Source organism: Kosakonia sp. YIM B13571 (genome assembly GCF_042788095.1).
Taxonomy (GTDB): domain Bacteria; phylum Pseudomonadota; class Gammaproteobacteria; order Enterobacterales; family Enterobacteriaceae; genus Kosakonia; species Kosakonia quasisacchari.
Genome location: NZ_JBHZPL010000002.1, coordinates 491556 through 516390, shown reverse-complemented (window position 1 = coordinate 516390; position 24835 = coordinate 491556). Strand labels below are relative to the sequence as shown.

Here is a 24835-nt window from a genome sequence, read left to right as displayed (position 1 = left end):
TTCCACGAGGAAGAAAAAAAACTTTTGTGAAAAAAGCCTGCAACAGAATTTACGTTGCAGGCCCGGTATTATTAGGGGTTCATCGCCGCAAAGAGCGTGGCGAAGGTGCCGTCTTTTTCCGCCCAGCGCCGGTGTTTATCACGCTCCAGCACGATTTCACCCGCAGGGTGATCGCCGTGCTCAATCATTGACATTACTTCACGGATATAAGCAGGCAACGCCATCGCGCGCGGATCGGTTGCCTGCTGTGCGCCGGTGAGCGTTGTTTGTACATAGGGGGGTGAAAGCTCAAGGACTTCAACAGGGATATGGCGAAGTTGATGGCGCAAACAAACCAGCCACGTATGCAAAAAGGCTTTGCTGGCGCAGTAAGTTGGGAAATCGGCTCTTGGCAGAAACGCCAGCGCCGAACTGGTCGCCAGTAGTGTGGCTTTCGGCTGGTGTTGAATCAAAGGCAAAAATGCAGCGACAGTCCGGATAACCCCAACAATATTGGTCGCGACGATCGCCTGCGCCATCTCTGCGTCCCCGTTGCCAGTGGCATAATCTTCTTTGCCTGAAATCCCGGCATTGGCAATCAGCACATTCAGCCGCGGATACTGCGAGCTGACGCGTTTGGTGAGCGCAGCAAGCATTGCCGCATCATCAACATCCAATTGGAATCCCGCCATTCCGGGGTTATTACGCGTTACCTCATCCAGCAGCGCCTGACGGCGGCCGGTAATGATGACCTGATTACCTCGTGCATACAGCGCTTCAGCCAGCGCACGGCCAATGCCGCTGGTTGCGCCGGTGATAAGAATGGTGTTACCGCTAATGTTCATAAAACGTCCTCTCCAGTGATGCGTAATGGAAAGGCGACGACACAATCCCGCAACCGGGAAGGTAACGGGAAATTAGGGATCAGAAGTGAGTGCCGCGCCTATATTAGGGATCCTGTTTTCTCTGCGGAGACCCTCAGGAACCTGGGCGCGTTGGATGACGGTAACGCCTACGACATAGTGGAAAATGCCGGGTGATTATATTTTCGGCATCAATAACAGACAAGCGAATTATAAAGAGCCGACCAGCGGCGTGCGGGTAATGTGCTGCGTGTCGTTAATCACTTTCGGCCCGCGTAACAGAATACTTTCGCCTTCCTGCGCGTCGACAACCGCATCACCGCCAATTTCAATCTGATGCTCGATCAGCACATTACCGTGAATGCGCGCATTGCCCTGAATCACCACTTTTTCATCCAGTTGCAGCGGCCCTCCGCATAACCAGGCGCGACCGCCTACCAGCACGTGGTGTTTTAAAATACAATTGCCTTCTACAACCGCGTTTTCTGCCACCTGAGAGCTGTAGCGAATCGTCGGGATCTCATCCTCAAACGTCCCTGCGATCACGCGCGCGTGCCCATACACTTTGGCGCAGTCACACACCCAGACATCATTTAATTCGTTGCCTTCGAGCAGGGCGAAATCAAAGACTTCGGCACGGTGTTCGATAAACGCATAATTGACGATGGCATCGCCATAAATTTGCGCCTGATGTACCACGCGCGAATGGCTGACCGTGGCGCGATTGTAAATCTGTAAAATCTGTTCGTTGTCCGGTGTTAAACCCTGGGCTGCAATGATGTCGCAGCCGTTGAGAATGCGCGCATCGCCACGCAAATGACATAACCCGCGCACGGTGGAGGCCTGAACCGTGACGTTGTCACTTAATTGCGCGCCGTGGCTCACATTACTGCCGTCAACCCAGGCATTATCAAGAACAATGACATCGTGGCAAATCACGCATGGTTGGGTGATACGTGCATCGCCACGCACCATGCTGCCAAGAAAAACCATGCTGTTTTCATCGTAAATCCAGCAATTTCCCTGCTGATCCAGCACGTTTTCATTATCAACCCAGCCACCCGCGCTGCCCGCCACTACATCGTTAAAATCGCGCAGGGCGATAATCTGGCGCAGCGCGACAGAGCGCTTCTCGCCGCCAATCTGGTAGCGCATTGTCCTTTGCTCATCGCTGAGTCGATACTTATTCATGCTACATTTCCTCGATCTGCCTGAGTTAAACGTAGCAAATTTTACGCTGCTGGCTATCCGCCAGCGAAACCAATAAAATGCACAAAAAATGCAACTTATAAATTCGCGACGTATTGAGGAATAGCATGACCACCCGCACTGATAGCTACTTTACTGAAAAATACAGCATGACGCCGACCCATTCGGAAGTACTTAACGCCGTTAATTATGTCCAACCGGGCAAAGCGCTGGATCTCGGCTGCGGTAATGGCCGCAACAGTCTTTTTCTCGCCAACCGGGGTTTTGACGTCACCGCGTGGGATAAAAATCCGAACAGCCTGAGCAACTTACAAAATATCCGCGAAGCGGAAGGGCTGGAAAACTTACATATCGAGGCGGTTGATCTCAACAACCTGAGTTTTGACGGCGAGTACGATTTTATTCTCTCGACTGTAGTGCTGATGTTTCTGGAAGCGAAAACCATTCCAGGGCTGATTGCCAATATGCAGCGCTGCACCAAACCGGGCGGCTATAACTTGATTGTCGCGGCAATGGACACGGCAGATTTCCCGTGCACGGTCGGCTTCCCGTTTGCCTTTAAAGAGGGTGAGTTGCGCGATTACTACGTGGGCTGGGAGTTGCTGAAATACAACGAAGAGGTTGGCGAGCTTCATCGCACCGATGCCAACGGCAACCGCATAAAATTGCGCTTTGCCACGTTGCTGGCACGCAAATCTGCGTAAGTTTTCCCACGGCAGGCAGTAAAGGAGCCGGAAGGATGCCACCGGTTCTTATACTGCCAGTCCGCAGTTTTTTCTATGAACACTCGCTGCATCACGCCTGTTTCGCTATTCGCCTGGTAAACGCCACCGGCAAACTCTTTGAGGATTACGGTGATGAAGTGTCACCGCTGGCGCGCCAAATGCTGAATGGCAAGGCCATCCAGCACTTTCGTGAGATCCGCATCCGGCACCATTGGACTGAAAGGGTTAATGCAGCTCAGTTCTGACGACATCGCCGCTCAGCTTGTTTAGCGCGCCGCCAGCAGGCAAAGCTGCAGCGCCACATTGTATGAAGCTTCGAAGGCACGCAGCGGCAAGAACTCAAAACGCGAGTGGAAATTATGCGCGCCGGTGAAGAAATTTGGTGTCAGCAAACCCTTAGCAGAAAGCGCTGCACCGTCGGTGCCGCCGCGCATTGGTGTCGGTTTTGGCGTGATACCCAGCGATTCCATGGCTGCAAACAGTAAATCAATCGCCCGGCGATCTTCGCCAATCGCGTTGCTGATATTGCTGTAGGTATCGCTAATGCTGTACTCAACTTTCGCAGTGGGATATTGGGCGGCAATTTTTGCTGCCACATCGGCAATTTGCTGTTTGCGTTTCGCAAAACTCTCGCTGTCAAAGTCACGAATGTTGGCGTTCAGCGTCGCGTAACTCTGCACGGCATTGATCCCGTTAAACCAGATATAGCCTTCGCGTCCTTCTGTGTGCTCCGGCGTTTGCTGGCGATCGAAATGGCTGATGTAATCCATCGCCATCAATAGCGGGTTCACCAGCACGCCTTTCGCTGACATCGGGTGCGCGGTCACCCCGGTAAACTGGATTTGCGCGCTGGCGGCGTTGAAATTCTCATAAACAATTTCGCCCAGTTCGCAGCAGTCGATTGTCCAGGCAAAATCAACATCAAAACGCGCTAAATCCAGCGCTTTCGCACCGCGCAGTCCCACTTCTTCATCGGGCACAAAGGCCACCACGATATCGCCGTGACGCTGTTCTGGCGTCAGGTTTTCCAGCAGCGTCATCACCACGGTAACGGCGGCTTTGTTGTCCGCGCCGAGTACGCTGGTTCCGTCACTGAAAATAATCTCTTCATTCGGATACGCGAGGATCTCCGGATGCTCATCAACGCGCAGCCAGATATCTTGCACGTTGTTCAGGCAGAGATCTTGCCCCTCAAAGCGCAGGATCTGCGGATAAATATGCGGTGATAAACCGACATCTACGGTGTCGATATGGGTGATAAAACCAATGCGCGGCGCACCCGGAACATTGCCTTTTTTCACGGCGGTGACGGTCGCGTGATTGTCAATGACAATCTGTTCCAGACCCAGTGTTTTCAACTCATTAGCCAGTTCACGCGCCATATCAAATTGCCCGACAGTCGTGGGTAACGTGGTGGCGCTGGGATCGCTTTGGCTGGTGATGTTGAGATAGCGAAAGAAGCGATGCGTTAATTGACTGGTCAGCGACGATGACATAGTGATTCCTTCTTTATTCGAATTATCAGGTGTTTGCAAATTCACTTTAATGTTATTTATGAGAGGGCAAACAACAAGCCTTTACAATAAAACAACAGGAAAAACTATGATTAGCAAACCGACAACACTTGCTCTGGCGTTGGCCGCGATGATAGTGAGTTCTTCTGTAGCGGCGAAAACGCTGGTCTATTGCTCGGAAGGCTCGCCGGAAAACTTCAACCCGCAACTTTATACCTCGGGCACCAGCGTCGATGCCAGCGCGGTGCCGGTCTATAACCGGCTGGTGGATTTCAAAATAGGCACCACGCAACTGCAACCCAGCCTCGCGGAAAGCTGGGATGTGAGCGAAGACGGCAAGGTTTACACCTTCCATCTGCGTAAAGGGGTGAAGTTCCAGAGCAATAAATACTTTACACCAACGCGCGATTTTAATGCCGATGATGTGATCTTCTCATTTATGCGGCAAAAAGACGCCAATAACCCCTATCACAATGTCTCCAACGGCACTTACTCGAACTTTGAAAGCCTCGAGTTCGGTTCGCTGATCACCGCGATTGATAAAGTTGACGACCATACCGTGCGCTTTACGCTGGCGCACCCGGAAGCGCCGTTTGTCGCTGACCTTGGCTGGTATTTTGCGTCGATCCTCTCAGCGGAGTATGCCGATGCGATGTTAAAGGCAGGGACACCGGAACGCGTCGATATGGACCCAATTGGTACCGGGCCGTTCCGGCTGGCGCAGTATCAGAAAGATTCGCGCATTCTGTTTACCGCGTTCGACGGTTACTGGCAGGGCAAAGCCAAAATTGATCGCCTGGTCTTCAGCATCACGCCGGATGCTTCTGTACGCCTGGCAAAACTGGAGAAGAACGAGTGCCAGGTTATGCCGTTTCCCAATCCGGCGGATTTGCCGCGCCTGAAAGAGAACAAAGACATCACGCTGATGAGCAAAGCCGGGCTGAATACCGGGTTCCTGTCGTTTAATACGCAAAAAGCGCCGCTGGATAACGTAAAAGTGCGCCAGGCGCTGGCGCTGGCGATCAACAAACCGGCGATCATTCAGGCTGTGTTTCAGGGAACGGGCACCGCAGCGAAAAACCTGCTGCCGCCAGGCGTCTGGAGCGCAGATAGCGAACTGAAGGATTACGACTACGATCCGGAAAAAGCCAAAGCGCTGCTGAAAGAGGCCGGGTTAGCGCCGGGAACGACCATCGATTTGTGGGCGATGCCGGTGCAGCGCCCCTATAACCCGAACGCCAAACGCATGGCCGAGATGATCCAGGCCGACTGGGCGAAAGTGGGCGTGCAGACCAAAATCGTCACCTATGAGTGGGGCGAATACCTGAAACGGGTGAAAGGCGGCGAGCACCAGGCGGCGCTGATGGGCTGGACCACCGCGACCGGCGATCCGGATAACTTCTTTGGCCCGCTGTTTACCTGTACGTCTGCCAATGGCGGTTCTAATTCAGCGAAATGGTGTTACGCGCCATTTGACAAAATTATCGCTGAAGCGAAAGCCACCAGCGATCATGAAAAACGTGTTGCGCTGTACAAAGAGGCGCAGCAGATGATGCATGATCAAATGCCAGCGGTGATGATTGCCCACTCAACGATTTTCGAACCGGTACGTAAAGAGGTGCAGGGCTACGAAATCGACCCGTTTGGCAAACATATTTTCTGGCAGGTTGATCTGAAGAAATAACTATTAATAGGCGAGCAAACCCAGCGCACTAGCGGTTTGCTCGCGAACATCACTTAGCGTTAAGGGTGGTGGTATAGATCTTATCAAAGCCGTTGCTCACAAAGACGTTTTACCCTCCCACAAAATGCCGCTGCGTTTGCTATACCTTATAGGCAATTCTGCATTCACAGGGACATCCTCATGCGTACTCATGCGTTGGTTAGCGTTGCCGTCTTTTCTGGTCTGCTGGCGTTATCAGGCTGTGCGTCAAAAGTGACTCAACCGGAAAAATATTCCGGGTTTCTAAAAGATTATTCCGGGCTACAGGAAACCACATCCGCCACCGGTAAACCGGTGCTTCGCTGGGTGGCACCGGGGTTTGACCCGGCGAAATACGACAGTATTGTCTACCACCCGGTAACCTATTACCCGGTAGCGAAACCTACCAGCCAGGTAAATCAACAGGTGCTGGATGGCGTTCTCAACTATACCAACAGCAAGCTGAAAGCCGCTGCCGCTTCGCGTAAACCGCTGGTGACATCGCCAGGCCAGCACAGCCTGATTTTCCGCGGGGCGATAACCGGCGTGGATGCCAGCAAACAAGGGTTGCAGTTCTATGAAGTGGTGCCGGTCGCGATGGTCGTGGCGGGAACACAGATGGCAACCGGCCATCGCACGATGAACACCCACCTCTATTTCGAAGGCGAGTTGATTGACGCGCAGACCAATGCTCCAGTGTTGAAAGTAGTGCGCCAGGGACAAGGGAAAGATGTGAACAATGAAAATGCGCCGGTCTCCGTCGACTCTCTGAAACAAGTCATTGACGATATGGCGACCGACGCGACGATGTTTGATATCAGCAGGCGTTAGCTTTTCGCCGTGTTCCGCGCCCGCCCAGCCAGTTTTCCGGGCGGGTAAACATCACCAGATTGCCGGTGAGGATCAGCAACAAGCCGGCAACGCCATTGAAATGCCAGATATAACCCTCGAAGAACGTCGAAACGGTTAGCGCAACCAGCGGAAAAAGCAGGGTGCTATAAGCCGCTTTGCTGGGGCCAATTCGCCCGACCAGCGTAAAATAGGCACCAAAGCCTATTACCGAGCCGAACAGCGCCAGATAGACCAGCGCGCCAAGGTAACTGGCAGTCCATTGCGGGGTAAAATCGTCACCGCGCAGCAGGCCAATTGCTCCCATAATCAACGTGCCATAGAGCATCGCCCAACTGTTAGTGGTGATGGTTTCCAGCCCTTTTCGCTGGTGGCGCAGGCTTATCATATTGCCAAACGAGAAACCCAGCGTGCCCAGCGCCGACAGGCCAATCCCCATCAGTAGCGTTATGCTCCAGCCACTGTTGACCAGATCTTGCCAGAACAGCGTCACGATCCCCGTCAGGCCGAGGATCGCCGCGACAAAAAAGCGTGCTGGCGGTTTTTGACCGAAAAAGAGATAACTGTTTATCGCATTAAACAAAACCGCCATCGAGAAGATCACCGACTCCAGCCCGGTACTGATCCACGCGGCGGCGGTGTAGAAGCACCAGAAATTGAAACCGAACACGCAGCAGCCCTGTAACAGACAAAACAGATGATCGCGCAGCGGCAGGGCGCGCAGTTTACGCCGCGCCAGCAATATCAGCATCATTGCCACTGTTGCCAGAGCAAAACGCCAGAAAATTGACACCGGCGCAGGAACCGGGCCTTGTTGTAAAAAAATCGCGATCCAGGTTGTCCCCCAGATAATCACCACCAAACCGTACAGCAATGCGTTCATATTGAGTTCCGATGCGTAAAACGAACGCTGAGTGTGGCAAAACGCCAACGCGCGGGCTTGCACTGGTTTGCGCCGGACTTGCATATTCTTGCGCTTTTCTTTACACAACGCTGGTATCCGCCGCCTGCTATTCATAGACTGGGGTTCTGGTGACTCTATGATAATTTCCGCGAATGTCTGAACACTACGAAGCCTTTGAAAACCTCAGTAAACACAACGCCGTGTTGCACAACTCGGTGGCGCTGCACTCTGGCATACAACTGGCGGCCTGGTCGAACAAACGCGATAACATCACCCAATATTGCAATCACCACACCCTGAGCTTGTACGTTGCCGACGGCTACGAGAGCTACCACAAAACCGCCTACGGCTGGAAAAACGGCGGCGGGCCGGATCGTTTTTGTCTGATGCCAAAAGAGAGCGAATCAATATGGGATATTCGCGATACGTTGTCTTTTGTGCATCTTTATTGTACCGATGAGCATCTGCGTGAAGTGGGTGAGCAGGTGTGGGATCGCAGCCCGGCGTCGTTCACGCTGGATGAGAAAACATTTTCCCAGGATACGCGTATTACTGCGCTCTATCGCCAGTTTTTACTGGATTGCAACTGGCAGCAAAACGCAAACCAGTTAACGCTCAGCACCGCATCGACGCTTTTACTGACACACTTAGTGCAACACTACAGCAACGTGCAGTGGCAACTGCCGACTGTCACAGGCGGCCTGGCACCCGTGGTGTTGCGCACGGTGCTGGAATTTATCGATGCGCATCTGGCAGATCCGCTGCTGCTGGCGGATCTGGCAGCGCAGGCCGCACTGAGCGAATACCACTTTGCACGCATGTTCCGCCAGTCAATGGGCGTTGCGCCGCACCAGTTCGTCATGCAACGGCGCATGATGCGGGCAAAAGATCTGTTACTTCACAGCGATCAGCCGCTGACCACCATTGCGCTGGCCTGCGGTTTTAACTCTGCCAGCCATTTCAGCAACCGTTTCAAAGCGGCGAAAGGCATGACTCCCTCGCAGTTACGCGCGTCGCGCTAAGTGCAATGCGCTATAGCAGATCCCGCCGATCACTAACCCCCAGAATGCAGAACCAATCCCCAACAGCGTGACGCCGCTGGCGGTAACCAGAAAAGTAACAATCGCGGCGTCGCGATCGCGCTCATTGATGAGCGCCTGGCGCAGGCTACCGCTAATGGTGCCTAGCAGTGCCAGCCCGGCTAGCGTCTGGATCCAGCTTAACGGTAACGCCGCCAGCAGCGAAGTTATCGATCCCCCAAACAGACCCGCCAGCAGATAGAATACGCCAGCGGCTCCCGCGGCCAGCCAGCGTTTTTCTGGCTGCGGGTGGGCATCCGGGCTTTGGCAGATCGCCGCAGTGATTGCAGCAATACAAATTGAATAAACACCGAACGGTGAGAGTAATAGCGCCAGCACGCCAGTAAAGATAATTAACGGAGAAACCGGAACGTGGTAGCCCGCTGCCTGCATCGTGGCGAAACCGGGCGCGTTCTGCGACGCCATCGTCACCAGAAAGAAGGGAACACCGATACTTACCAGTGACGTCCAGTGAAATTCTGGTGCGGTATAGACGGGAAGAACCACTGCAAAACTCAGGCTTTGCGTGACAACGTCACCACCAAGTATCGCAACCAGTGCACCGACAACGAGCGTCGCGACAATGGCATAGCGCGGCGCCAACGCTTTGCAGATAAGCCAGGCCAGCAGCATGCTGCCACACAAAGCGAAATGCCCCGGAATATTGCTAAAGGCCTGCAAACCAAAGCGCAGCAAAATGCCCGCCAGCATGGCTGCCGCCAGGGTATGGGGAATGATTTTCATCAACCTGGCGAACAAGCCGGTGATGCCGCACAGGACAATTAATGCATTGGCAAAGATAAATACGCCAACCGCTTCATTTAGTGAAATGCCTTGTAGGCTGGTCGCCAACAATGCCGCGCCCGGTGTCGACCAGGCGGTGAGTACCGGCATGCGATACCAGACACTCAGCGCCAGCGTACTGATGCCCATGCCCAGGCCGAGCGCGGTCATCCAGCCGGCAATTTGCGTCGCACTTGCGCCTGCCGCCGAAGCTGCTTGCCAGATAATGACAGCGGAGCTGGCATAACCGACCAACACAGCGACAAAGCCAGCCAGCACGCTGGTAAAAGGAACGGCAGAAGAAAGTGAAAAGGCAGCGGTGCGCATGAAATAATCCTTGTGCGTTATAGCATCCGCATAAAATATCACTGGCCGTTATAGCGCACAAGCTGGCAGTGCAATAAGGTATTTAGCGTGGTTATAGTTTCGCTCTCTAAAAAAGAAACGCTGCGCTATACTGCCCCGGATTTTTCTTCCCGGAGGCGTAATGAACATCGCAGACTATCTGGCAAGCACCTTAAAACTTCTCCGTCAGGGCCGTGGCTGGAGCCTTTCCAGGCTGGCAGAAGAGACGGGCGTTTCTAAAGCGATGCTCGGGCAAATTGAGCGTAATGAATCAAGCCCGACGGTGGCGACACTCTGGAAAATCGCCACCGGCCTGAATGTGCCGTTTTCTACCTTTATTGCTCCGCCAGAGAGCGACACGCCGCACGCCTACGATCCTGAACAACAAGCCATGGTGATCACGCCCATTTTTCCGTGGGATGAAAAGCTGCATTTTGATCTCTTTTCCATTGCGCTGGCACCGGGCGCGATAAGTGAATCGACGCCGCACGAAAGCGGGGTGATTGAGCATGTGATTGTTATCAATGGTGCGCTGGATTTATGTCTGGGCGGGCAGTGGAAAACATTTACCAGCGGGATGGGGGTACGTTTTGCCGGCGATGAAGCCCATGCGTATCGCAACAGCTCCGCGCACACGGTGCATTTCCACTCGTTGATTCATTATCCAAAAGAAAAAGCCGCAAGCACGCCTGCGGCAAAGAACGACGACGATTAATAACGCGACAACGTTGACCCGCCATACTCCGGGCTGCAGGAAAGTTCAGCCCCACCTGCAACCGGCAGTACAGTGGATAAAACGTGACGAGGAATGTCCGAGTCACCACTCTATCGCCGCATGTAACGCAGCGGAAATAGCAATTTCGACATTGCATTGCCGACAGGCGCAAATTCCCCCTGCGGCAGGTGGTGAAACGCCCCGGTTGTGACTACAATAGCCGCCATTTTGTACATAATGGATAACGACGATTGTATGCGCCTGCAACCCCATCATCTTGAACTGTTAAGCCCGGCTCGCGACACCGCCATTGCCCGTGAGGCCATACTTCATGGCGCTGACGCGGTCTACATTGGCGGCCCGGGCTTCGGTGCGCGCCATAACGCCGGTAACAGCCTGCGCGATATCGCTGAACTGGTGCCTTTCGCGCATCGCTACGGCGCGAAAGTGTTTATCACCCTGAACACCATTCTTCATGATGATGAGCTGGAACCGGCGCAGAGCCTGATTCACGACTTGTACCAGGCTGGTGTCGATGCGCTGATCGTGCAGGATATGGGCGTACTTGAGCTGGATATTCCACCGATTGAGCTGCACGCCAGTACGCAGTGCGACATTCGCAGCGTGGAAAAAGCCAAATTCCTCTCCGATGTTGGTTTTAGCCAGATTGTGCTGGCGCGTGAGCTGAACCTTGAGCAGATCCGCGCCATTCATAGCGCAACCGACGCCACCATTGAGTTCTTTATCCACGGTGCGCTGTGCGTGGCCTATTCCGGGCAGTGCAATATTTCCCATGCGCAGACCGGGCGCAGCGCCAACCGTGGCGACTGCTCCCAGGCGTGCCGCTTGCCCTATACGCTGAAAGACGATCAGGGTCGTGTCGTGGCTTATGAAAAACACCTGCTGTCAATGAAAGATAATGATCAGACGGCCAACCTGGCGGCGCTGATCGATGCCGGTGTGCGCTCCTTCAAAATTGAGGGGCGCTACAAAGATATGAGCTACGTGAAGAATATCACGGCGCACTATCGCCAAATGCTGGATGCCATTATTGACGATCGTGGCGATTTGGCGCGCGCTTCCGCCGGGCGTACAGAGCACTTCTTTATTCCGTCGACCGATAAAACCTTCCATCGCGGCAGCACCGATTATTTTGTCAATGCGCGCAAAATTGATATCGGTGCGTTTGATTCACCGAAATTTGTCGGTCTGCCGGTCGGTGAAGTGCTGAAAGTGGCGAAAGATCATCTTGATGTTGAAGTGACGGAACCGCTGGCCAACGGTGATGGGCTGAACGTGCTGGTGAAGCGTGAAGTGGTGGGTTTTCGCGTCAACGTCGCCGAGAAAACGGGCGAAAACCGTTATCGCGTGTTCCCGAACGAAATGCCGGATGCACTGCGAACGCTGCGTCCGCACCATGCGCTGAACCGCAACCTCGATCACAACTGGCAGCAGGCATTGCTGAAAACCTCCAGCGAGCGTCGCATCGGCGTGGATATTGAGCTTGGCGGCTGGCAGGAACAACTGGTTCTGACGCTCACCAGCGAAGATGGCGTCAGTGTTACCCACACGCTGGACGGGCAGTTTGACGAAGCCAACAATGCGCAAAAAGCGCTGGAAAGCCTGAAAGACGGGCTGGCGAAACTGGGGCAAACCCGCTATTACGCGCAGGCGATCGCCGTTAATCTGCCGGGGGCGCTGTTTGTGCCCAACAGCCAACTTAACCAGCTGCGTCGCGAAACGGTAGAAATGCTGGAAGACGCTCGGCTGGCTAACTATCAACGCGGCAGCCGCAAACCGGTGACGACACCCGCGCCTATTTACCCGGAAACGCATTTGTCATTCCTGGCTAACGTTTATAACCATAAAGCGCGTGAATTTTATCAACGCTACGGTGTGCAACTGATTGACGCCGCCTTCGAAGCGCATGAAGAGAAGGGCGATGTGCCGGTGATGATCACCAAACACTGTTTGCGCTTCGCCTTCAACCTGTGCCCGAAACAGGCGAAAGGAAACATCAAAAGCTGGCGCGCGACGCCGATGCAACTGGTGCATGGCGACGAAGTGCTGACGCTGAAGTTTGACTGCCGTCCGTGTGAAATGCATGTGATTGGCAAAATTAAGCACCATATTCTGAAAATGCCTCTGCCGGGCAGCGTAGTGGCGTCGATAAGCGCCGACGACTTATTAAAAACGTTGCCAAAACGCAAATAAACAAAGGGTGGCACTATGCCACCCTGTTTTTTTACTGCCCCCAAAACAATTCTCCTGAATAGCCATAAATTATCCCGTCGCAGTAAGAACAATCATGCGTTAATAACCGTAATACGTTAATCTAGCCGGGCGAAAATAATAAGAAATGGCTTATTGATGATATTCATGGAGAGGGAATGCGTAAATTTACGTTAGGCGCCTTGCTTGTCGCAGGTGCATTTTTGTTGTCTGCCTGTACGCCAGGCCCGCTCGGAACGCAGCGTTATCAGCCCTATACCGGCAGCGATGCCACAGTGGTCTATACGCAAGCTAATAAGGCACATCAGGGGCTTTTTTATTTCCAGCGTTATAACAAAGAGGGTGACTGCTTTAATTCCGCCGAGATGATTTACATCAGCAATAATATGCTCGATGGCGTTGTTGATCGGCTTTTTACCAGCCGACTGAAAGGCGATCAGTACTGGACATTAATCGTACAAGATAATTCAAGCGGCAGGATGTGGATTCATGAGACCGCATTTTTCCTTGAAAAAGGAAAACACTATGTGGCAATCAGCTCCCGTGGGGCGGTTGAAATTCCGGCAGATTTGAATATCACCAGCCAGGACGATCTGGATAAAGTGTATGACCGCTATAAAGATAAACCGGCTAAACCGTGGAATTTGCGCCGTGGCATCTGTAAGTCCTGGTTATCCAAAGCGATGGGATCGTAATCTCTTAAGCAAGCGTTCTTAAAAACCGTGTCTACAAGATAAAAAATAGGCCTTTCGTGATGGCGAAAGGCCTGTTTGCCTTTCAGGATAGATTAGCGGTCATCACCCGGACGACTTTCTTCCGGCAGTGGCGGTTTCTTACCGCTGTGTTTGTCGTTGTGTTTATTATCCGGGCGCGGCGGCTTATCCTGCTTGTGTTTCGGCGGCGGCGCGTCGTGCGTCGGTTTTTTATCACCTTTATGGTGCTGGCCGTTTGGGGACTGTTCCGGCGGTAGCGGCGGACGTTCGTCGGCAAACACCATGGAAGAGAAGCTCACCGCCAGAATGGCAGACACCAGTGCAATCTTTTTCATCTTTTACATCCTTACTCGTTCTATTGCGTGGCGACGATTTGACGATAAAAAAGTGAAGGGATTATGGAGCGTTACGCCTTCGGGATTATTCCTGGAGGTACTGTGGAAGATAGCGCCAGTAGGGCGGTGAGCCGAAACTCGCCAGTAAAAAATCAATCACAGTGCGCGTGTTAAGTGACGGATATTTCCCGCCAGGGTAGAGCAACCAGAGCGACTGCTGCATTGCCGAATAACTGGCGGTGAAATCGGGCATGAGCGCCACAAGCTCGTTGCGGTTTAGCATTTCACCGACTTGCCAGTCCGGAAAAAGTAATATTCCCCCATCACTTAGTGCTGCCTGTAACAGCAATTCCGCGTTATCCGAAACGATTTTGGCCTGCGGCGAAAACTGGCAGGATTTCTCTCCTCGCTGAAAACGCCAGCGCTGTAAACCGCTTTTCCCGCGATACGCCAGTAACCGGTGCGACTGCAACTCCTCCGGCGTGTTCGGTTGGCCATAACGGCGCACATAAGCGGGTGTCGCCACCAAATGGCACTGCTGATGTCCAATCAGCCGACCATGCAGCTCGGAGTCTTGCAGCGCTGCGATACGCAGCAGCAGATCAGTGCCGTCGGCAAACGGGTCGATATAGTCATCGTTCAGGTTCAGTTCGATATGCAGACGCGGATAACGCTCGCTCAACTCACTGACCTTTGGGCCAATATGGCGCAGGCCAAACGAGGTCGGGGCATTAATGCGAATGCGCCCGCCAGGCTCATCCCGGCGCTCGTCCACCTGGGTTTGTGCATCCGCAAGCTGCTGTAACATGGCGCGAAACGTGTCGGCATAGATATGACCCGCCTCAGTGGCAATCACCGCGCGCGTGTTGCGGTACAACAACTGGGTTTCCAGCGCCTGCTCCAGTTGCTGAACCACGCGGGATAAGGATGATGCCGCCAGGCCTTCGTTACGGGCGACTTCGGATAAGTTGCCCTCGCGAACAATGGCGAGAAACAGCTGCATTGAGCGGGCACTAATTTGACTGAGCTTCTTCATCTGTGCGTAATCTGCAAAGGTCCATGGCGCATTGTAGTGTTTTTGCGAACAGGTTACATCGCTAAGCTACGCGAACACTTAATACGGAGAAGAATCATGAGCACTGTAGTGAAAGCCTTCGATGAAACCGTCCGCCAGCGTTTTTCCGCCCGCGCATTTCTACCCACGCCGTTAACGGACGAGCAAATTCAGGACGTATTGCAGGATGCGCAATTTTCGCCGTCTAACTGCAACACGCAGCCGTGGCATGTGCATGTGGTGTCCGGTGAAACGAAAAATCGTCTTGGAAAAAGGATGACGGAAAACGATCTAGAAGGGCACCAGACGCCGGATTTCACCTTTTCCTATGACGATTTTCACGGCGACTATTTCGAGCGCGCTCATGAGCAAGCGCGAATTTATTACGATGCGATTGGCGTTGCGCGTGAAGATAAAGCGCGGCGTAAAGAGGCTTATCTGCGTAATTATCAATTTTTTAACGCACCACACGCAGCGTTCCTGTTTATGCCGTCCTTTGGCGACAATATCCGCGTTGCCTCCGACATTGGCATGTACGCCCAGAGCTTTTTGCTATCGCTAACTGCGCGCGGTTTTGCCGGTATTCCGCAAACCTTACTGGGTTTTCACGCCGATTTAATCCGCGCCGAACTGGGTGTTTCTGATGATTATCGTCTGCTGTTCGGCATCTCGTTTGGTTATGCCGATCTGTCTGCGCCGTCTGCGAAAACACGCATGCCGCGCATTCCTGTTGAGCAAAGTGTGGTGATGCACGGGTAACGTCGCAGATGACCAGAGACGCGAATAGAGAACATTGGCGTCTCTGTCCGTGCTACGCAGCACAAAGCGTGCGGGCGCTTTGTTTCCACTCATCAACCTGATCGGGGTGCAGAAAGGAGAAATAAACGGTGGTGTTATCAGGAAGGATATTTTGCAGTGCCTGCATGCAATTGGCTTCGCAGGGGCGTAATTCGATATAAACGCTGGTGATCGGCAACTGTTCATCGCCATTGCCCGATTTCTCAATGCGTCGTATCGCGGCAATCAGCGCCGCCATTTCGCCATGCAATTTCACCCAATTGTTGGTGTAAATATCCGGTGGCATCTCAATACGCATTTGGCTATTGCCAAACGCATAGCGGGAATTACCGCGCAGCGTGTATTCGACGGTGGCGCAGCACGATTCCGGGCCAAAACCCTCTTGCTTAACCAGCTTCTTTTTGTCTTCCAGCGTACGGCGGACAATCGGGTAACCCGATCGGAGGTTGTAAGGCGTCTGAACGAGGTTAATCATTATTTCTCCCTAAACGCATGAAAAATCGCAGCTCTAAAGCAAATTGGACAACAAAAAGCGTAGTGAACGATCCCGGAAATTTCTAGCCAGGATCGTCCGTTGCGAATGGCCAATTAGTGCGATTTAAACCCTGCCGCCGACATCAGAAGCCGGAACACCATACTGACCGCAAACAGTGCCAGTACGCTGCCACCCCAGATCAATAGCATCCACATCAGGCGGTTAAAAAAGGCGTGTTTCATCAATGATACCCCTCGCCATGTTGCACCTTGCCGCGAAACACGTAGTAGCTCCACAAGGTATAAACCAGAATAATCGGGATAATCAGCAGGGCACCGACCAACATAAAGCCTTGGCTTTGCGGAGGTGCTGCGGCCTGCCACAACGTGATATCCGGTGGAATAATGTGCGGCCAGATACTGATGCCAAGGCCGCTAAACCCGAGAAAAATCAGCCCCAGTGTCTGCACAAACGGCAATGTGTGGGAGTCCGGATTGCCGAGGCTGCGCCATAACCAGACACTCAGCACGACGACCAACAGCGGCACCGGCGAGAAGAAATAGAGATTCGGCAGGCTGAACCAGCGTTCGGCAATCGCGGAATGCGTCAGCGGCGTCCAGAGGCTAATCACGGCAATCACCACTAACATCGCCAGCAACAGTTTTCTCGCGGCTTTACGCATTTTTCCCTGCAGCGGCTCCTCGCTTTTCATCACCAGCCAGCTTGCGCCAAGCAGAGCATAGGCGATGACCAGCCCGACGCCGCAGAACAGGTTAAACGGTGTCAGCCAATCAAGCGCACCGCCGCTAAACGTGCGACCGGTCACCTGGAAACCGTTGAGCACCGCGCCCACCACCACACCTTGTGTAAAGGTGGCAAGCAGCGAGCCGGAGAGAAACGCTTTGTCCCAGAACGGCCGGTGCGCCGGAGTGGCTTTGAAGCGAAATTCAAAGGCCACACCGCGGAAAATAAGCCCAATTAGCATTAACGTTAGCGGAATGGTCAGCGCATCGACAATCACCGCATACGCCAGCGGAAACGCGCCGAACAAGCCCGCGCCGCCAAGCACCAGCCAGGTTTCGTTGCCATCCCACACCGGAGCCACAGTGTTGACCATCACATCACGATCGTGCGCGTCGCGCGTGACCGGAAACAGGATGCCGATACCAAGGTCAAAACCGTCCATCACGATATACATCAGCGTGGCAAAGACGATAATGACAAACCAGATTAATGAAAGATCGATGCCCATTATTTATCCTCATCCGCCTGGAGATGTTCGCCCGCCGCAGACAGCGGTCGTGCCGGAGTACCTTGCGTGGCGCGCTCATCACTCTCCTGTGGCCCTTTGGTGATCAGCCGCACCATATAGCTGTAACCCACACCAAAAACGGAACAGTAGACAACAAAGAACGCCAGCAAACTGAGGCTCATTTGCAAGTCGCCATGGGCGGAAACCGCATCAGCCGTGCGCAACAAACCATACACCACCCACGGTTGGCGACCCACTTCCGTGGTGACCCAACCGGCAAGAATGGCGATTAAACCCGCTGGCCCCATCCACAGCGCAAAATGTAAAAACGGTCGCGACTGATAGAGCCTGTCACGAAAACGCAGCCACAGCGCGGCGACACCCAGCGCAATCATCAGCACACCCAGCCCGACCATAATGCGAAACGACCAGAAGACAATCGGTGAATAGGGGCGCTGATCTTTCGGGAACTCTTTCAGTGCCGGCACTTGCTTATCCAGGCTGTGCGTCAGGATCAGGCTTCCCAGCGCCGGGATCTCCACGGCATAACGCGTGCGCTCCTGCTCCATATCCGGGAGACCAAACAGCAGCAGCGGCGTCGCTTCACCTGGCGGATTCTCCCAGTGGCCTTCAATAGCAGCAATTTTTGCCGGTTGATGTTCAAGCGTATTCAGCCCGTGCATATCGCCGACCATCGCCTGAATCGGCGCAACAACCAGCGCCATCCACATCGCCATAGAAAACATCTTGCGGATCGCAGGCGTGTTATTCCCGCGTAACAGATGCCAGGCAGCAGATGCGCCGACAAACAACGCACTGCTAAGGAATGCCGCAATGGTCATGTGCATCAGCCGGTACGGGAAGGAAGGGTTAAAAATCACCTTAAACCAGTCGACCGGAACCACCTGACCATTTTCGACGATAAAGCCTTGCGGCGTGTGCATCCAGCTATTGGATGCGAGGATCCAGAAGGTGGACATAATGGTGCCCAGCGCGACCATACAAGTGGCGAAAAAGTGCAGACCAGGGCCGACTTTGTTCCAGCCAAACAACATCACGCCGAGAAAACCCGCTTCGAGGAAGAAGGCGGTCAACACCTCATAAGTCAGTAATGGCCCGGTAATGCTGCCGGCAAACTGGGAAAAACCGCTCCAGTTGGTACCGAACTGGTACGCCATCACCAGCCCGGAAACCACCCCCATACCGAAGTTAACGGCGAAGATCTTCGACCAAAAATGGTACAGCGTGCGCCAGTCCGGGTTGCGGGTTTTTAGCCACAAACCTTCCAGAACTGCCAGGTAACTGGCAAGGCCAATAGTGATTGCCGGAAAAATAATATGAAAAGAAACCGTGAAGGCGAACTGTATTCTCGCCAGGTAAAACGCGTCTAAACCAAACATGCACAACCCCAATGTCAATGTTGTGGTGTCAATGTTAATGAGCACAAGCCTGAACTTGCAGAAACAGATACAGGGAATTTTCGTATAACAGTTCCCTACAAAGGGTATGGCAGGTTGCGGATTAGTCCAGACGAAGCGGGAGCCGATAACCATAACAGTGCGCATAACGCGCTGTTATGCATAAACTGATATAGCAAGATGGCGCCCTGCGTGCCATGATGTAGACGTTTTGTTAACACGTGAAAAATCATGAAAAAATATCAGCGCCTGGCGCAGCAAATCGCGGAACAAATTGAGCTTGGCGTCTGGCGGCCTGGAGAGAAGCTGCCGTCGCTGCGCGAGCAGGTGACCAGCAGTGGGCTCAGTTTTATGACTGTCGGCCATGCTTATCAGTTGCTGGAAAGCCAGGGACGGGTGATTGCCCGACCGCAGTCCGGCTATTTTGTTGCGCCAGCGCCCGGCTTACCGCGCACCCCGGCGGCGAGGATAACGCGTGACGAAGCGGTGGACATCAATACCTACATTTTTGACGTGTTACAGGCCAGCTGCGATGCCTCGGTACTGCCGTTTGGTTCCGCCTTTCCCGACCCAAAACTGTTCCCGATGCCACAGCTTAACCGTTCGCTGGCAAAGGTGAGCAAAAGCGCCACCGCCATGAGCGTGATAGAAAACCTGCCGCCAGGGAACAGTCAACTGCGCCACGCCATTGCCAAACGCTATGCCCGTCAGGGGATGAACATTTCACCGGATGAAATCGTCATCACCGCCGGCGCGCTGGAAGCGCTGAACCTCAGCTTACAGGCGGTGACAGAACCGGGTGACTGGGTGATTATTGAAAGCCCCTGTTTTTACGGCGCGTTGCAGGCGCTGGAGCGGCTGAAGTTAAAAGCGCTGTCAGTGCCGACCGATGTAAAAGAGGGCATCGATCTCGATGCGCTGGCGCAGGCATTAACTGACTATCCGGTAAAAGCCTGCTGGCTGATGACCAATGCTCAGAACCCGCTCGGGTTTACATTAAGCGCTGAGAAAAAGATCCAACTGGTCGCGCTGCTGGCACAACACAACGTCACGCTGATTGAAGATGATGTTTACAGCGAGCTTTACTACGGGCGCGAACAGCCGTTACCGGCTAAAGCCTGGGACACGCAAGACATGACGTTGCACTGCTCCTCATTTTCTAAATGTCTGGTCGCCGGGTTTCGCGTCGGGTGGGTTGCTGCCGGTCGTCACGCTCGCCGTATTCAGCAATTGCAACTGATGAGCACCTTATCCACCAGTTCACCGCTCCAGTTGGCGCTGGTCGATTACTTATCGACGCATCACTACGATGCGCATTTGCGCCGCCTGCGCCGACAGCTTGCCGAGCGCAAACATCTGGCCTGGCAGGCGCTGCTGCGCCATCTGCCGCCGGAAGTGAAAATTTACCGCAATGAGAGTGGCTATTTCTTATGGCTGGAGTTGCCCGCCGGGCTTGATGCGGGTGAACTGAGCCAGCGGGCGTTGGCGCACCATATCAGCATTGCGCCGGGAAAAATGTTTTCGACATCTGATAACTGGCGTTCATTTTTCCGTTTTAATTGCGCATGGGCCTGGGGCGATAAAGAGGAACGGGCGGCAATACAACTGGGTGAGTTAATTCGCCAGATGATGAATTAACCCTGTCAGTCTTTCTTATTTTCTGAATAACTTATTCTCCTGTGAAAAATAACGGCGGCGTAAACATAGAGTGCGCCGTCATTATTTTCTGCGCTCTCGATATTGGTATTCATAGGAAATGCGAATAGCAACACAGATTAACGGACGTTCGCTAACCCCTTGTCTATACTCCAAAAGAGCGTGCAACAGCGTTTTTATTGTTAACGCAATGCGTCATCTGTCACATCCTTGCGAAATTTCCGACGAGCCACATTCATGCCGTCAGCGCGCCGTCTATTTTTATTAAGGGAGATATATTAACGGCAAGGCTGCCGCACTTTTTCATTGCGACAGGAGTAGAAAATAATGAGCAAGCAATTTGCCCGCAGCAGCCTGTGTGCGCTGGGTCTTACCGTTATGACCGCGAACGCCGCCGAACCAACAGAAGTGGGAAAGGGAGAGGGGCGGCTGGATATTATCGCCTGGCCGGGGTATATCGAGCGCGGCCAGACCGATAAGCAATATGACTGGGTTACCGCGTTTGAAAAAGAGACTGGATGCGCGGTGAATGTGAAAACCGCCGCCACCTCCGATGAGATGGTCAGCCTGATGGCGAAAGGCGGTTATGACCTGGTTACCGCCTCCGGCGATGCCTCTTTACGCCTGATCATGGGGAAACGCGTGCAGCCAATAAATACCGCCCTTATCCCTAACTGGAAAACGCTCGATCCGAAGCTGGTCAAAGGGGAATGGTTTAACGTCGGTGGGAAAACCTACGGCACGCCTTATCAGTGGGGGCCGAATCTGCTGATGTATAACACCAAAACCTTCCCGACGCCGCCAGATAGCTGGGCGGTGGTATTTGTTCAGCAAAACTTGCCGGACGGCAAAACCAACAAAGGGCGTGTGCAGGCCTACGATGGCCCGATTTATATCGCCGATGCCGCGCTGTTCCTGAAAGCCACGCAACCGCAACTGGGTATTGACGATCCGTACCAGCTTACCGAAGCGCAGTATCAGGCGGTGCTGAAAACTCTGCGCGAGCAGCACTTGCTCATTCACCGTTACTGGCATGACACGACAGTACAGATGAGCGACTTCAAAAACGAAGGCGTGGTGGCTTCAAGCGCCTGGCCTTACCAGGCAAATGCCCTGAAAGGGGAAAATCAACCGATCGCCACTGTCTTTCCGAAAGAGGGTGTCACCGGCTGGGCGGATACCACCATGCTGCACGCCGATGCGAAACACCCGAACTGCGCCTACAAGTGGATGAACTGGTCGTTGACACCGAAAGTACAGGGCGATGTGGCGGCGTGGTTTGGTTCGCTGCCGGTGGTGCCGGAAGGGTGCAAAGCCAGCACGTTGCTGGGTGAAAAGGGCTGCGAAACCAACGGTTACAGCTTCTTTGACAAAATCGCTTTCTGGAAAACACCAGTGGCACAAGGCGGTAAATATGTGCCTTACAGCCGCTGGACGCAGGATTACATCGCCATTATGGGCGGCCGTTAAACCTGCCAGGAGCGCGCGATGACCTATGCGGTAGAGTTTCTGGATGTCGCCAGAGTTTACGGCGATATCCGGGCGGTTGACGGCGTAACGTTCGCCGTCAACGACGGGGAGTTTTTCTCCATGCTGGGGCCGTCCGGCTCCGGCAAAACCACCTGCCTGCGGCTGATTGCCGGGTTTGAACAGCTCAGCGGCGGCGCAATCCGTATTTTTGGCCGCGAGGCCAGCGAACTGCCGCCCTGGGAGCGGGACGTTAACACCGTCTTTCAGGATTACGCGCTGTTTCCGCACATGTCCGTTCTCGATAACGTTGCCTACGGGTTGATGGTGAAAGGCATCGACAAAAAACAGCGCCATGCCCGCGCTCGTGACGCGCTGGAAAAGGTGGCGCTCGGTTTTGTGCATGCGCGTAAACCTTCGCAGCTTTCCGGCGGTCAGCGGCAACGCGTCGCCATCGCCCGCGCGCTGGTAAATGAACCCAGAGTGTTATTGCTGGATGAACCGTTGGGGGCGCTGGATCTAAAGCTGCGTGAACAGATGCAACTGGAGCTGAAAAAGCTGCAACAGGATCTCGGTATCACCTTTATTTTTGTCACCCACGATCAGGGCGAAGCCTTGTCGATGTCCGACCGCGTGGCGGTGTTCAACAATGGGCGCATTGAGCAAATTGATACGCCGCGTGAGCTTTACCTGCGCCCGCGCACGCCGTTTGTCGCCGGGTTTGTCGGCACCTCCAATGTGTTTAATGCGGCGCTTGCGGAAAAACTCTGCGGCATGAACGGTGTTTACTCGCTGCGCCCGGAACACATTCGCCTGAATACGCCGGGGGAAATAGAAGCCAGCGCCGTGGTGCAAACGGTGCAATATCAAGGCGCATCGACCCGTTTTGAACTGGCGCTGGCGCAGGGGGAAAAGTTGTTAGTCAGCCAGGCGAACCTCTCCGATGCGTTACTGCCAGACACGCTGGCGCCGGGGCAGCAGGTGCGGGTTTCCTGGTCGCGCGAGGCGATGGTGCCGTTACAGGGAGCGGGGTGAGAGGGCGATGAGTATTGCGCAACGTTCGCCGCGCCGCGTCAGTCTTAGCGCTGTGTTCTGGCGAAAACCGGTGTATGGGCTGCTTTTGCTGCTACTCGGTCCGTTGATGTGGTTTGGTATTGTCTATTTAGGTTCGTTGCTCACCTTACTGTGGCAGGGGTTTTACACCTTCGATGATTTCACCATGTCGGTCACGCCGGATTTGACGTTTGCCAACCTGCTGGCGCTGTTTAACCCGGCTAATTACGACATCATTCTTCGTACGCTGATGATGGCGCTATGTGTGACGGTGGCGAGCGCCATTCTCGCTTTTCCGATGGCGTGGTATATGGCGCGTTATGCGCAGGGCAAATGGAAAGCGTTCTTTTATATCGCGGTGATGTTGCCAATGTGGGCGAGCTACATCGTTAAAGCCTACGCCTGGACACTGCTGCTGGCAAAAGATGGCGTTGCGCAGTGGTTTTTAAGCCATCTTGGGCTGGAGCCGCTACTTGCTGCGTTTTTGACACTACCCGCCGTGGGCGGCAATACGCTTTCTACCTCCGGGCTGGGTCGTTTTCTGGTATTCGTCTATATCTGGTTGCCGTTTATGATCCTGCCGATTCAGGCAGCGCTTGAGCGATTACCGCCCTCGCTGTTGCAAGCTTCAGCGGATTTGGGCGCGCATCCACGCCAGACCTTTCGCTATGTTGTGCTCCCGCTGGCGGTACCGGGCGTGGCGGCGGGTTCGATATTTACTTTTTCGCTAACACTCGGGGATTTTATCGTGCCGCAGCTCGTCGGACCGCCGGGTTACTTCATCGGTAATATGGTTTATTCGCAGCAAGGGGCGATTGGTAATATGCCGATGGCCGCCGCGTTTACCCTTGTGCCGATGGTGTTGATAGCTCTTTATCTGGCGTTTGTGAAACGTCTGGGAGCGTTTGATGCACTCTGAACGCGCACCGTTTTTGCTCAAAGTTGCCACCTGGGGCGGCGTTATCTTTCTGCACTTTCCGCTTTTGATTATCGCCATCTATGCTTTCAATACCGAGGACGCCGCATTCAGCTTTCCGCCGCAGGGCTTTACGCTGCGCTGGTTTAGCGTGGCGGCCGCACGGGGAGATATTCTCGATGCAGTGACACTGTCACTGCAAATCGCGGCGCTGGCGACGGCTATCGCATTGATTCTTGGCACACTTGCTGCCATGGCCTTATGGCGCAGCGAGTTTTTCGGTAAAAACGCCATTTCCTTACTGCTGCTGTTGCCGATTGCCTTACCGGGAATTATCACCGGGCTTGCCCTGTTGACCGCCTTCAAAACGGTCAATCTGGAACCGGGTTTTTTCACCATCGTCGTGGGACATGCCACGTTCTGCGTGGTGGTAGTGTTTAACAACGTGATTGCCAGGTTTCGGCGAACCTCCTGGAGCCTGGTCGAAGCCTCAATGGATTTAGGTGCGAACGGCTGGCAAACCTTCCGCTATGTGGTGCTACCGAACCTGGGCTCGGCGCTTCTGGCGGGCGGCATGCTGGCGTTTGCCTTGTCATTTGATGAGATCATTGTCACCACGTTTACCGCAGGCCATGAACGTACTTTGCCGCTGTGGTTGCTCAACCAGTTGGGACGCCCGCGCGATGTACCCGTCACCAACGTTGTGGCATTACTGGTGATGCTGGTAACGACGATTCCCATTCTGGGTGCCTGGTGGCTGACCCGTGATACCGACACGATTGCCGGAACCGGCAAATAA

25 protein-coding genes are annotated in these 24835 nt (G+C 53.9%); 14 read left to right on the top strand and 11 right to left on the bottom strand.

All coding sequences use genetic code 11. The features are described from left to right. Positions 1-71: 71 nt before the first annotated feature. Entirely contained in the window at positions 72-824 is a 753-nt protein-coding gene (locus ACFX4O_RS07535; protein WP_131410371.1) for an SDR family oxidoreductase, read from the bottom strand. A 228-nt stretch (positions 825-1052) separates the two neighbouring features. Next, entirely contained in the window at positions 1053-2033 is a 981-nt protein-coding gene (gene ydcK / locus ACFX4O_RS07530; protein ID WP_380207937.1) for a YdcK family protein, read from the bottom strand. 125 nt (positions 2034-2158) lie between these two features. Here ydcK and tehB point away from each other — a divergent pair, with 125 nt between their 5' ends. Together tehB and ACFX4O_RS07520 are read left to right on the top strand one after the other, a co-directional pair. Further along, a complete protein-coding gene (gene tehB / locus ACFX4O_RS07525) occupies positions 2159-2755 on the top strand; it encodes a tellurite resistance methyltransferase TehB (RefSeq protein ID WP_131410369.1) in 597 nt (198 codons plus the stop codon). Between the two features lie 35 nt (positions 2756-2790). Continuing rightward, entirely contained in the window at positions 2791-3021 is a 231-nt protein-coding gene (locus ACFX4O_RS07520) for a hypothetical protein (protein ID WP_131410367.1), read from the top strand. A gap of 21 nt (positions 3022-3042) precedes the next feature. On the opposite strand, the gene pepT is transcribed toward ACFX4O_RS07520, so the two are convergent. Then, positions 3043-4272: a peptidase T gene (pepT, locus tag ACFX4O_RS07515; RefSeq protein WP_131410365.1), complete on the bottom strand. Its 1230-nt coding sequence runs from the start codon at positions 4270-4272 to the stop codon at positions 3043-3045. Positions 4273-4378: 106 nt separating this feature from the next. Here pepT and ACFX4O_RS07510 point away from each other — a divergent pair, with 106 nt between their 5' ends. Continuing rightward, on the top strand, positions 4379-5974 hold the full coding sequence (locus tag ACFX4O_RS07510; RefSeq protein ID WP_380207936.1) for an ABC transporter substrate-binding protein: 1596 nt from the start codon (positions 4379-4381) through the stop codon (positions 5972-5974). A gap of 180 nt (positions 5975-6154) precedes the next feature. After that, complete coding sequence (locus ACFX4O_RS07505) at positions 6155-6823, top strand: DUF3313 domain-containing protein (protein ID WP_380207935.1); 669 nt, start codon at positions 6155-6157, stop codon at positions 6821-6823. On the opposite strand, the gene ACFX4O_RS07500 is transcribed toward ACFX4O_RS07505, so the two are convergent. Beyond that, on the bottom strand, positions 6810-7724 hold the full coding sequence (locus ACFX4O_RS07500) for a DMT family transporter (RefSeq protein WP_380207934.1): 915 nt from the start codon (positions 7722-7724) through the stop codon (positions 6810-6812). The genes ACFX4O_RS07505 and ACFX4O_RS07500 overlap by 14 nt on opposite strands. A 173-nt stretch (positions 7725-7897) precedes the next feature. On the opposite strand from ACFX4O_RS07500, the gene ACFX4O_RS07495 reads away from it, so the two are divergent. Continuing rightward, entirely contained in the window at positions 7898-8767 is an 870-nt protein-coding gene (locus ACFX4O_RS07495) for a helix-turn-helix transcriptional regulator (protein WP_131410356.1), read from the top strand. On the opposite strand, the gene ACFX4O_RS07490 is transcribed toward ACFX4O_RS07495, so the two are convergent. Beyond that, entirely contained in the window at positions 8750-9934 is a 1185-nt protein-coding gene (locus ACFX4O_RS07490) for a benzoate/H(+) symporter BenE family transporter (protein ID WP_380207933.1), read from the bottom strand. The genes ACFX4O_RS07495 and ACFX4O_RS07490 overlap by 18 nt on opposite strands. A gap of 160 nt (positions 9935-10094) precedes the next feature. On the opposite strand from ACFX4O_RS07490, the gene ACFX4O_RS07485 reads away from it, so the two are divergent. From ACFX4O_RS07485 to ACFX4O_RS07475, 3 genes are all read left to right on the top strand, one after another. Then, complete coding sequence (locus tag ACFX4O_RS07485) at positions 10095-10667, top strand: helix-turn-helix domain-containing protein (RefSeq protein WP_131410352.1); 573 nt, start codon at positions 10095-10097, stop codon at positions 10665-10667. A gap of 255 nt (positions 10668-10922) precedes the next feature. Further along, complete coding sequence (locus ACFX4O_RS07480; protein WP_380207932.1) at positions 10923-12881, top strand: U32 family peptidase; 1959 nt, start codon at positions 10923-10925, stop codon at positions 12879-12881. A gap of 176 nt (positions 12882-13057) precedes the next feature. Beyond that, positions 13058-13594 (top strand): hypothetical protein, encoded by a 537-nt coding sequence (locus ACFX4O_RS07475; protein WP_131410347.1) that lies wholly within the window; start codon positions 13058-13060, stop codon positions 13592-13594. Between the two features lie 92 nt (positions 13595-13686). Here ACFX4O_RS07475 and ACFX4O_RS07470 read toward each other — a convergent pair whose 3' ends face one another. Continuing rightward, complete coding sequence (locus ACFX4O_RS07470; RefSeq protein WP_380207931.1) at positions 13687-13947, bottom strand: hypothetical protein; 261 nt, start codon at positions 13945-13947, stop codon at positions 13687-13689. A gap of 85 nt (positions 13948-14032) precedes the next feature. Continuing rightward, complete coding sequence (locus ACFX4O_RS07465; protein WP_380207930.1) at positions 14033-14983, bottom strand: LysR family transcriptional regulator; 951 nt, start codon at positions 14981-14983, stop codon at positions 14033-14035. Positions 14984-15079: 96 nt separating this feature from the next. Here ACFX4O_RS07465 and ACFX4O_RS07460 point away from each other — a divergent pair, with 96 nt between their 5' ends. After that, complete coding sequence (locus tag ACFX4O_RS07460; RefSeq protein WP_131410341.1) at positions 15080-15760, top strand: nitroreductase; 681 nt, start codon at positions 15080-15082, stop codon at positions 15758-15760. A 52-nt stretch (positions 15761-15812) separates the two neighbouring features. Here the strand turns inward: ACFX4O_RS07460 and ACFX4O_RS07455 are convergent, their stop codons facing one another. The 4 genes from ACFX4O_RS07455 to ACFX4O_RS07440 form a co-directional block, all read right to left on the bottom strand. Next, a complete protein-coding gene (locus tag ACFX4O_RS07455; RefSeq protein ID WP_380207929.1) occupies positions 15813-16274 on the bottom strand; it encodes a hypothetical protein in 462 nt (153 codons plus the stop codon). 113 nt (positions 16275-16387) lie between these two features. Next, positions 16388-16516: a DUF2474 domain-containing protein gene (locus tag ACFX4O_RS07450; protein ID WP_131410336.1), complete on the bottom strand. Its 129-nt coding sequence runs from the start codon at positions 16514-16516 to the stop codon at positions 16388-16390. Then, complete coding sequence (cydB, locus tag ACFX4O_RS07445; RefSeq protein WP_380207928.1) at positions 16516-17526, bottom strand: cytochrome d ubiquinol oxidase subunit II; 1011 nt, start codon at positions 17524-17526, stop codon at positions 16516-16518. Before cydB ends, ACFX4O_RS07450 begins: the two co-directional genes overlap by 1 nt. Beyond that, positions 17526-18926 (bottom strand): cytochrome ubiquinol oxidase subunit I, encoded by a 1401-nt coding sequence (locus ACFX4O_RS07440; protein ID WP_380207927.1) that lies wholly within the window; start codon positions 18924-18926, stop codon positions 17526-17528. Before ACFX4O_RS07440 ends, cydB begins: the two co-directional genes overlap by 1 nt. Before the next feature lie 249 nt (positions 18927-19175). Between ACFX4O_RS07440 and ACFX4O_RS07435 the strand changes: the two genes are divergently transcribed. From ACFX4O_RS07435 to ACFX4O_RS07415, 5 genes are all read left to right on the top strand, one after another. Beyond that, entirely contained in the window at positions 19176-20582 is a 1407-nt protein-coding gene (locus tag ACFX4O_RS07435) for a PLP-dependent aminotransferase family protein (RefSeq protein ID WP_131410330.1), read from the top strand. 345 nt (positions 20583-20927) lie between these two features. Next, positions 20928-22070, top strand: coding sequence for a putative ABC transporter substrate-binding protein YdcS (gene ydcS, locus ACFX4O_RS07430; protein ID WP_131410328.1), 1143 nt, complete (start codon positions 20928-20930; stop codon positions 22068-22070). Between the two features lie 18 nt (positions 22071-22088). Next, complete coding sequence (locus ACFX4O_RS07425) at positions 22089-23102, top strand: ABC transporter ATP-binding protein (RefSeq protein WP_131410326.1); 1014 nt, start codon at positions 22089-22091, stop codon at positions 23100-23102. Between the two features lie 7 nt (positions 23103-23109). Next, on the top strand, positions 23110-24039 hold the full coding sequence (locus tag ACFX4O_RS07420) for an ABC transporter permease (protein WP_131410324.1): 930 nt from the start codon (positions 23110-23112) through the stop codon (positions 24037-24039). Then, positions 24029-24835, top strand: coding sequence for an ABC transporter permease (locus tag ACFX4O_RS07415; RefSeq protein WP_380207926.1), 807 nt, complete (start codon positions 24029-24031; stop codon positions 24833-24835). Before ACFX4O_RS07420 ends, ACFX4O_RS07415 begins: the two co-directional genes overlap by 11 nt.

Excerpts from the sequence above, each read along its gene's own strand:
- ACFX4O_RS07490 (WP_380207933.1), bottom strand. The coding sequence starts at position 9,934 with ATGCGCACCGCTGCCTTTTCACTTTCTTCTGCCGTTCCTTTTACCAGC.
- ACFX4O_RS07425 (WP_131410326.1), top strand. The coding sequence starts at position 22,089 with ATGACCTATGCGGTAGAGTTTCTGGATGTCGCCAGAGTTTACGGCGAT.
- ACFX4O_RS07440 (WP_380207927.1), bottom strand. The coding sequence starts at position 18,926 with ATGTTTGGTTTAGACGCGTTTTACCTGGCGAGAATACAGTTCGCCTTC.
- ACFX4O_RS07520 (WP_131410367.1), top strand. The coding sequence starts at position 2,791 with ATGCCACCGGTTCTTATACTGCCAGTCCGCAGTTTTTTCTATGAACAC.
- cydB (WP_380207928.1), bottom strand. The coding sequence starts at position 17,526 with ATGGGCATCGATCTTTCATTAATCTGGTTTGTCATTATCGTCTTTGCC.
- ACFX4O_RS07415 (WP_380207926.1), top strand. The coding sequence starts at position 24,029 with ATGCACTCTGAACGCGCACCGTTTTTGCTCAAAGTTGCCACCTGGGGC.
- ACFX4O_RS07535 (WP_131410371.1), bottom strand. The coding sequence starts at position 824 with ATGAACATTAGCGGTAACACCATTCTTATCACCGGCGCAACCAGCGGC.
- ACFX4O_RS07470 (WP_380207931.1), bottom strand. The coding sequence starts at position 13,947 with ATGAAAAAGATTGCACTGGTGTCTGCCATTCTGGCGGTGAGCTTCTCT.
- ACFX4O_RS07485 (WP_131410352.1), top strand. The coding sequence starts at position 10,095 with ATGAACATCGCAGACTATCTGGCAAGCACCTTAAAACTTCTCCGTCAG.
- ACFX4O_RS07495 (WP_131410356.1), top strand. The coding sequence starts at position 7,898 with ATGTCTGAACACTACGAAGCCTTTGAAAACCTCAGTAAACACAACGCC.
- ACFX4O_RS07475 (WP_131410347.1), top strand. The coding sequence starts at position 13,058 with ATGCGTAAATTTACGTTAGGCGCCTTGCTTGTCGCAGGTGCATTTTTG.
- ACFX4O_RS07420 (WP_131410324.1), top strand. The coding sequence starts at position 23,110 with ATGAGTATTGCGCAACGTTCGCCGCGCCGCGTCAGTCTTAGCGCTGTG.
- ACFX4O_RS07500 (WP_380207934.1), bottom strand. The coding sequence starts at position 7,724 with ATGAACGCATTGCTGTACGGTTTGGTGGTGATTATCTGGGGGACAACC.
- pepT (WP_131410365.1), bottom strand. The coding sequence starts at position 4,272 with ATGTCATCGTCGCTGACCAGTCAATTAACGCATCGCTTCTTTCGCTAT.
- tehB (WP_131410369.1), top strand. The coding sequence starts at position 2,159 with ATGACCACCCGCACTGATAGCTACTTTACTGAAAAATACAGCATGACG.
- ydcK (WP_380207937.1), bottom strand. The coding sequence starts at position 2,033 with ATGAATAAGTATCGACTCAGCGATGAGCAAAGGACAATGCGCTACCAG.
- ACFX4O_RS07455 (WP_380207929.1), bottom strand. The coding sequence starts at position 16,274 with ATGATTAACCTCGTTCAGACGCCTTACAACCTCCGATCGGGTTACCCG.
- ACFX4O_RS07480 (WP_380207932.1), top strand. The coding sequence starts at position 10,923 with ATGCGCCTGCAACCCCATCATCTTGAACTGTTAAGCCCGGCTCGCGAC.
- ACFX4O_RS07450 (WP_131410336.1), bottom strand. The coding sequence starts at position 16,516 with ATGAAACACGCCTTTTTTAACCGCCTGATGTGGATGCTATTGATCTGG.
- ACFX4O_RS07435 (WP_131410330.1), top strand. The coding sequence starts at position 19,176 with ATGAAAAAATATCAGCGCCTGGCGCAGCAAATCGCGGAACAAATTGAG.
- ACFX4O_RS07460 (WP_131410341.1), top strand. The coding sequence starts at position 15,080 with ATGAGCACTGTAGTGAAAGCCTTCGATGAAACCGTCCGCCAGCGTTTT.
- ACFX4O_RS07465 (WP_380207930.1), bottom strand. The coding sequence starts at position 14,983 with ATGAAGAAGCTCAGTCAAATTAGTGCCCGCTCAATGCAGCTGTTTCTC.
- ACFX4O_RS07505 (WP_380207935.1), top strand. The coding sequence starts at position 6,155 with ATGCGTACTCATGCGTTGGTTAGCGTTGCCGTCTTTTCTGGTCTGCTG.
- ACFX4O_RS07510 (WP_380207936.1), top strand. The coding sequence starts at position 4,379 with ATGATTAGCAAACCGACAACACTTGCTCTGGCGTTGGCCGCGATGATA.
- ydcS (WP_131410328.1), top strand. The coding sequence starts at position 20,928 with ATGAGCAAGCAATTTGCCCGCAGCAGCCTGTGTGCGCTGGGTCTTACC.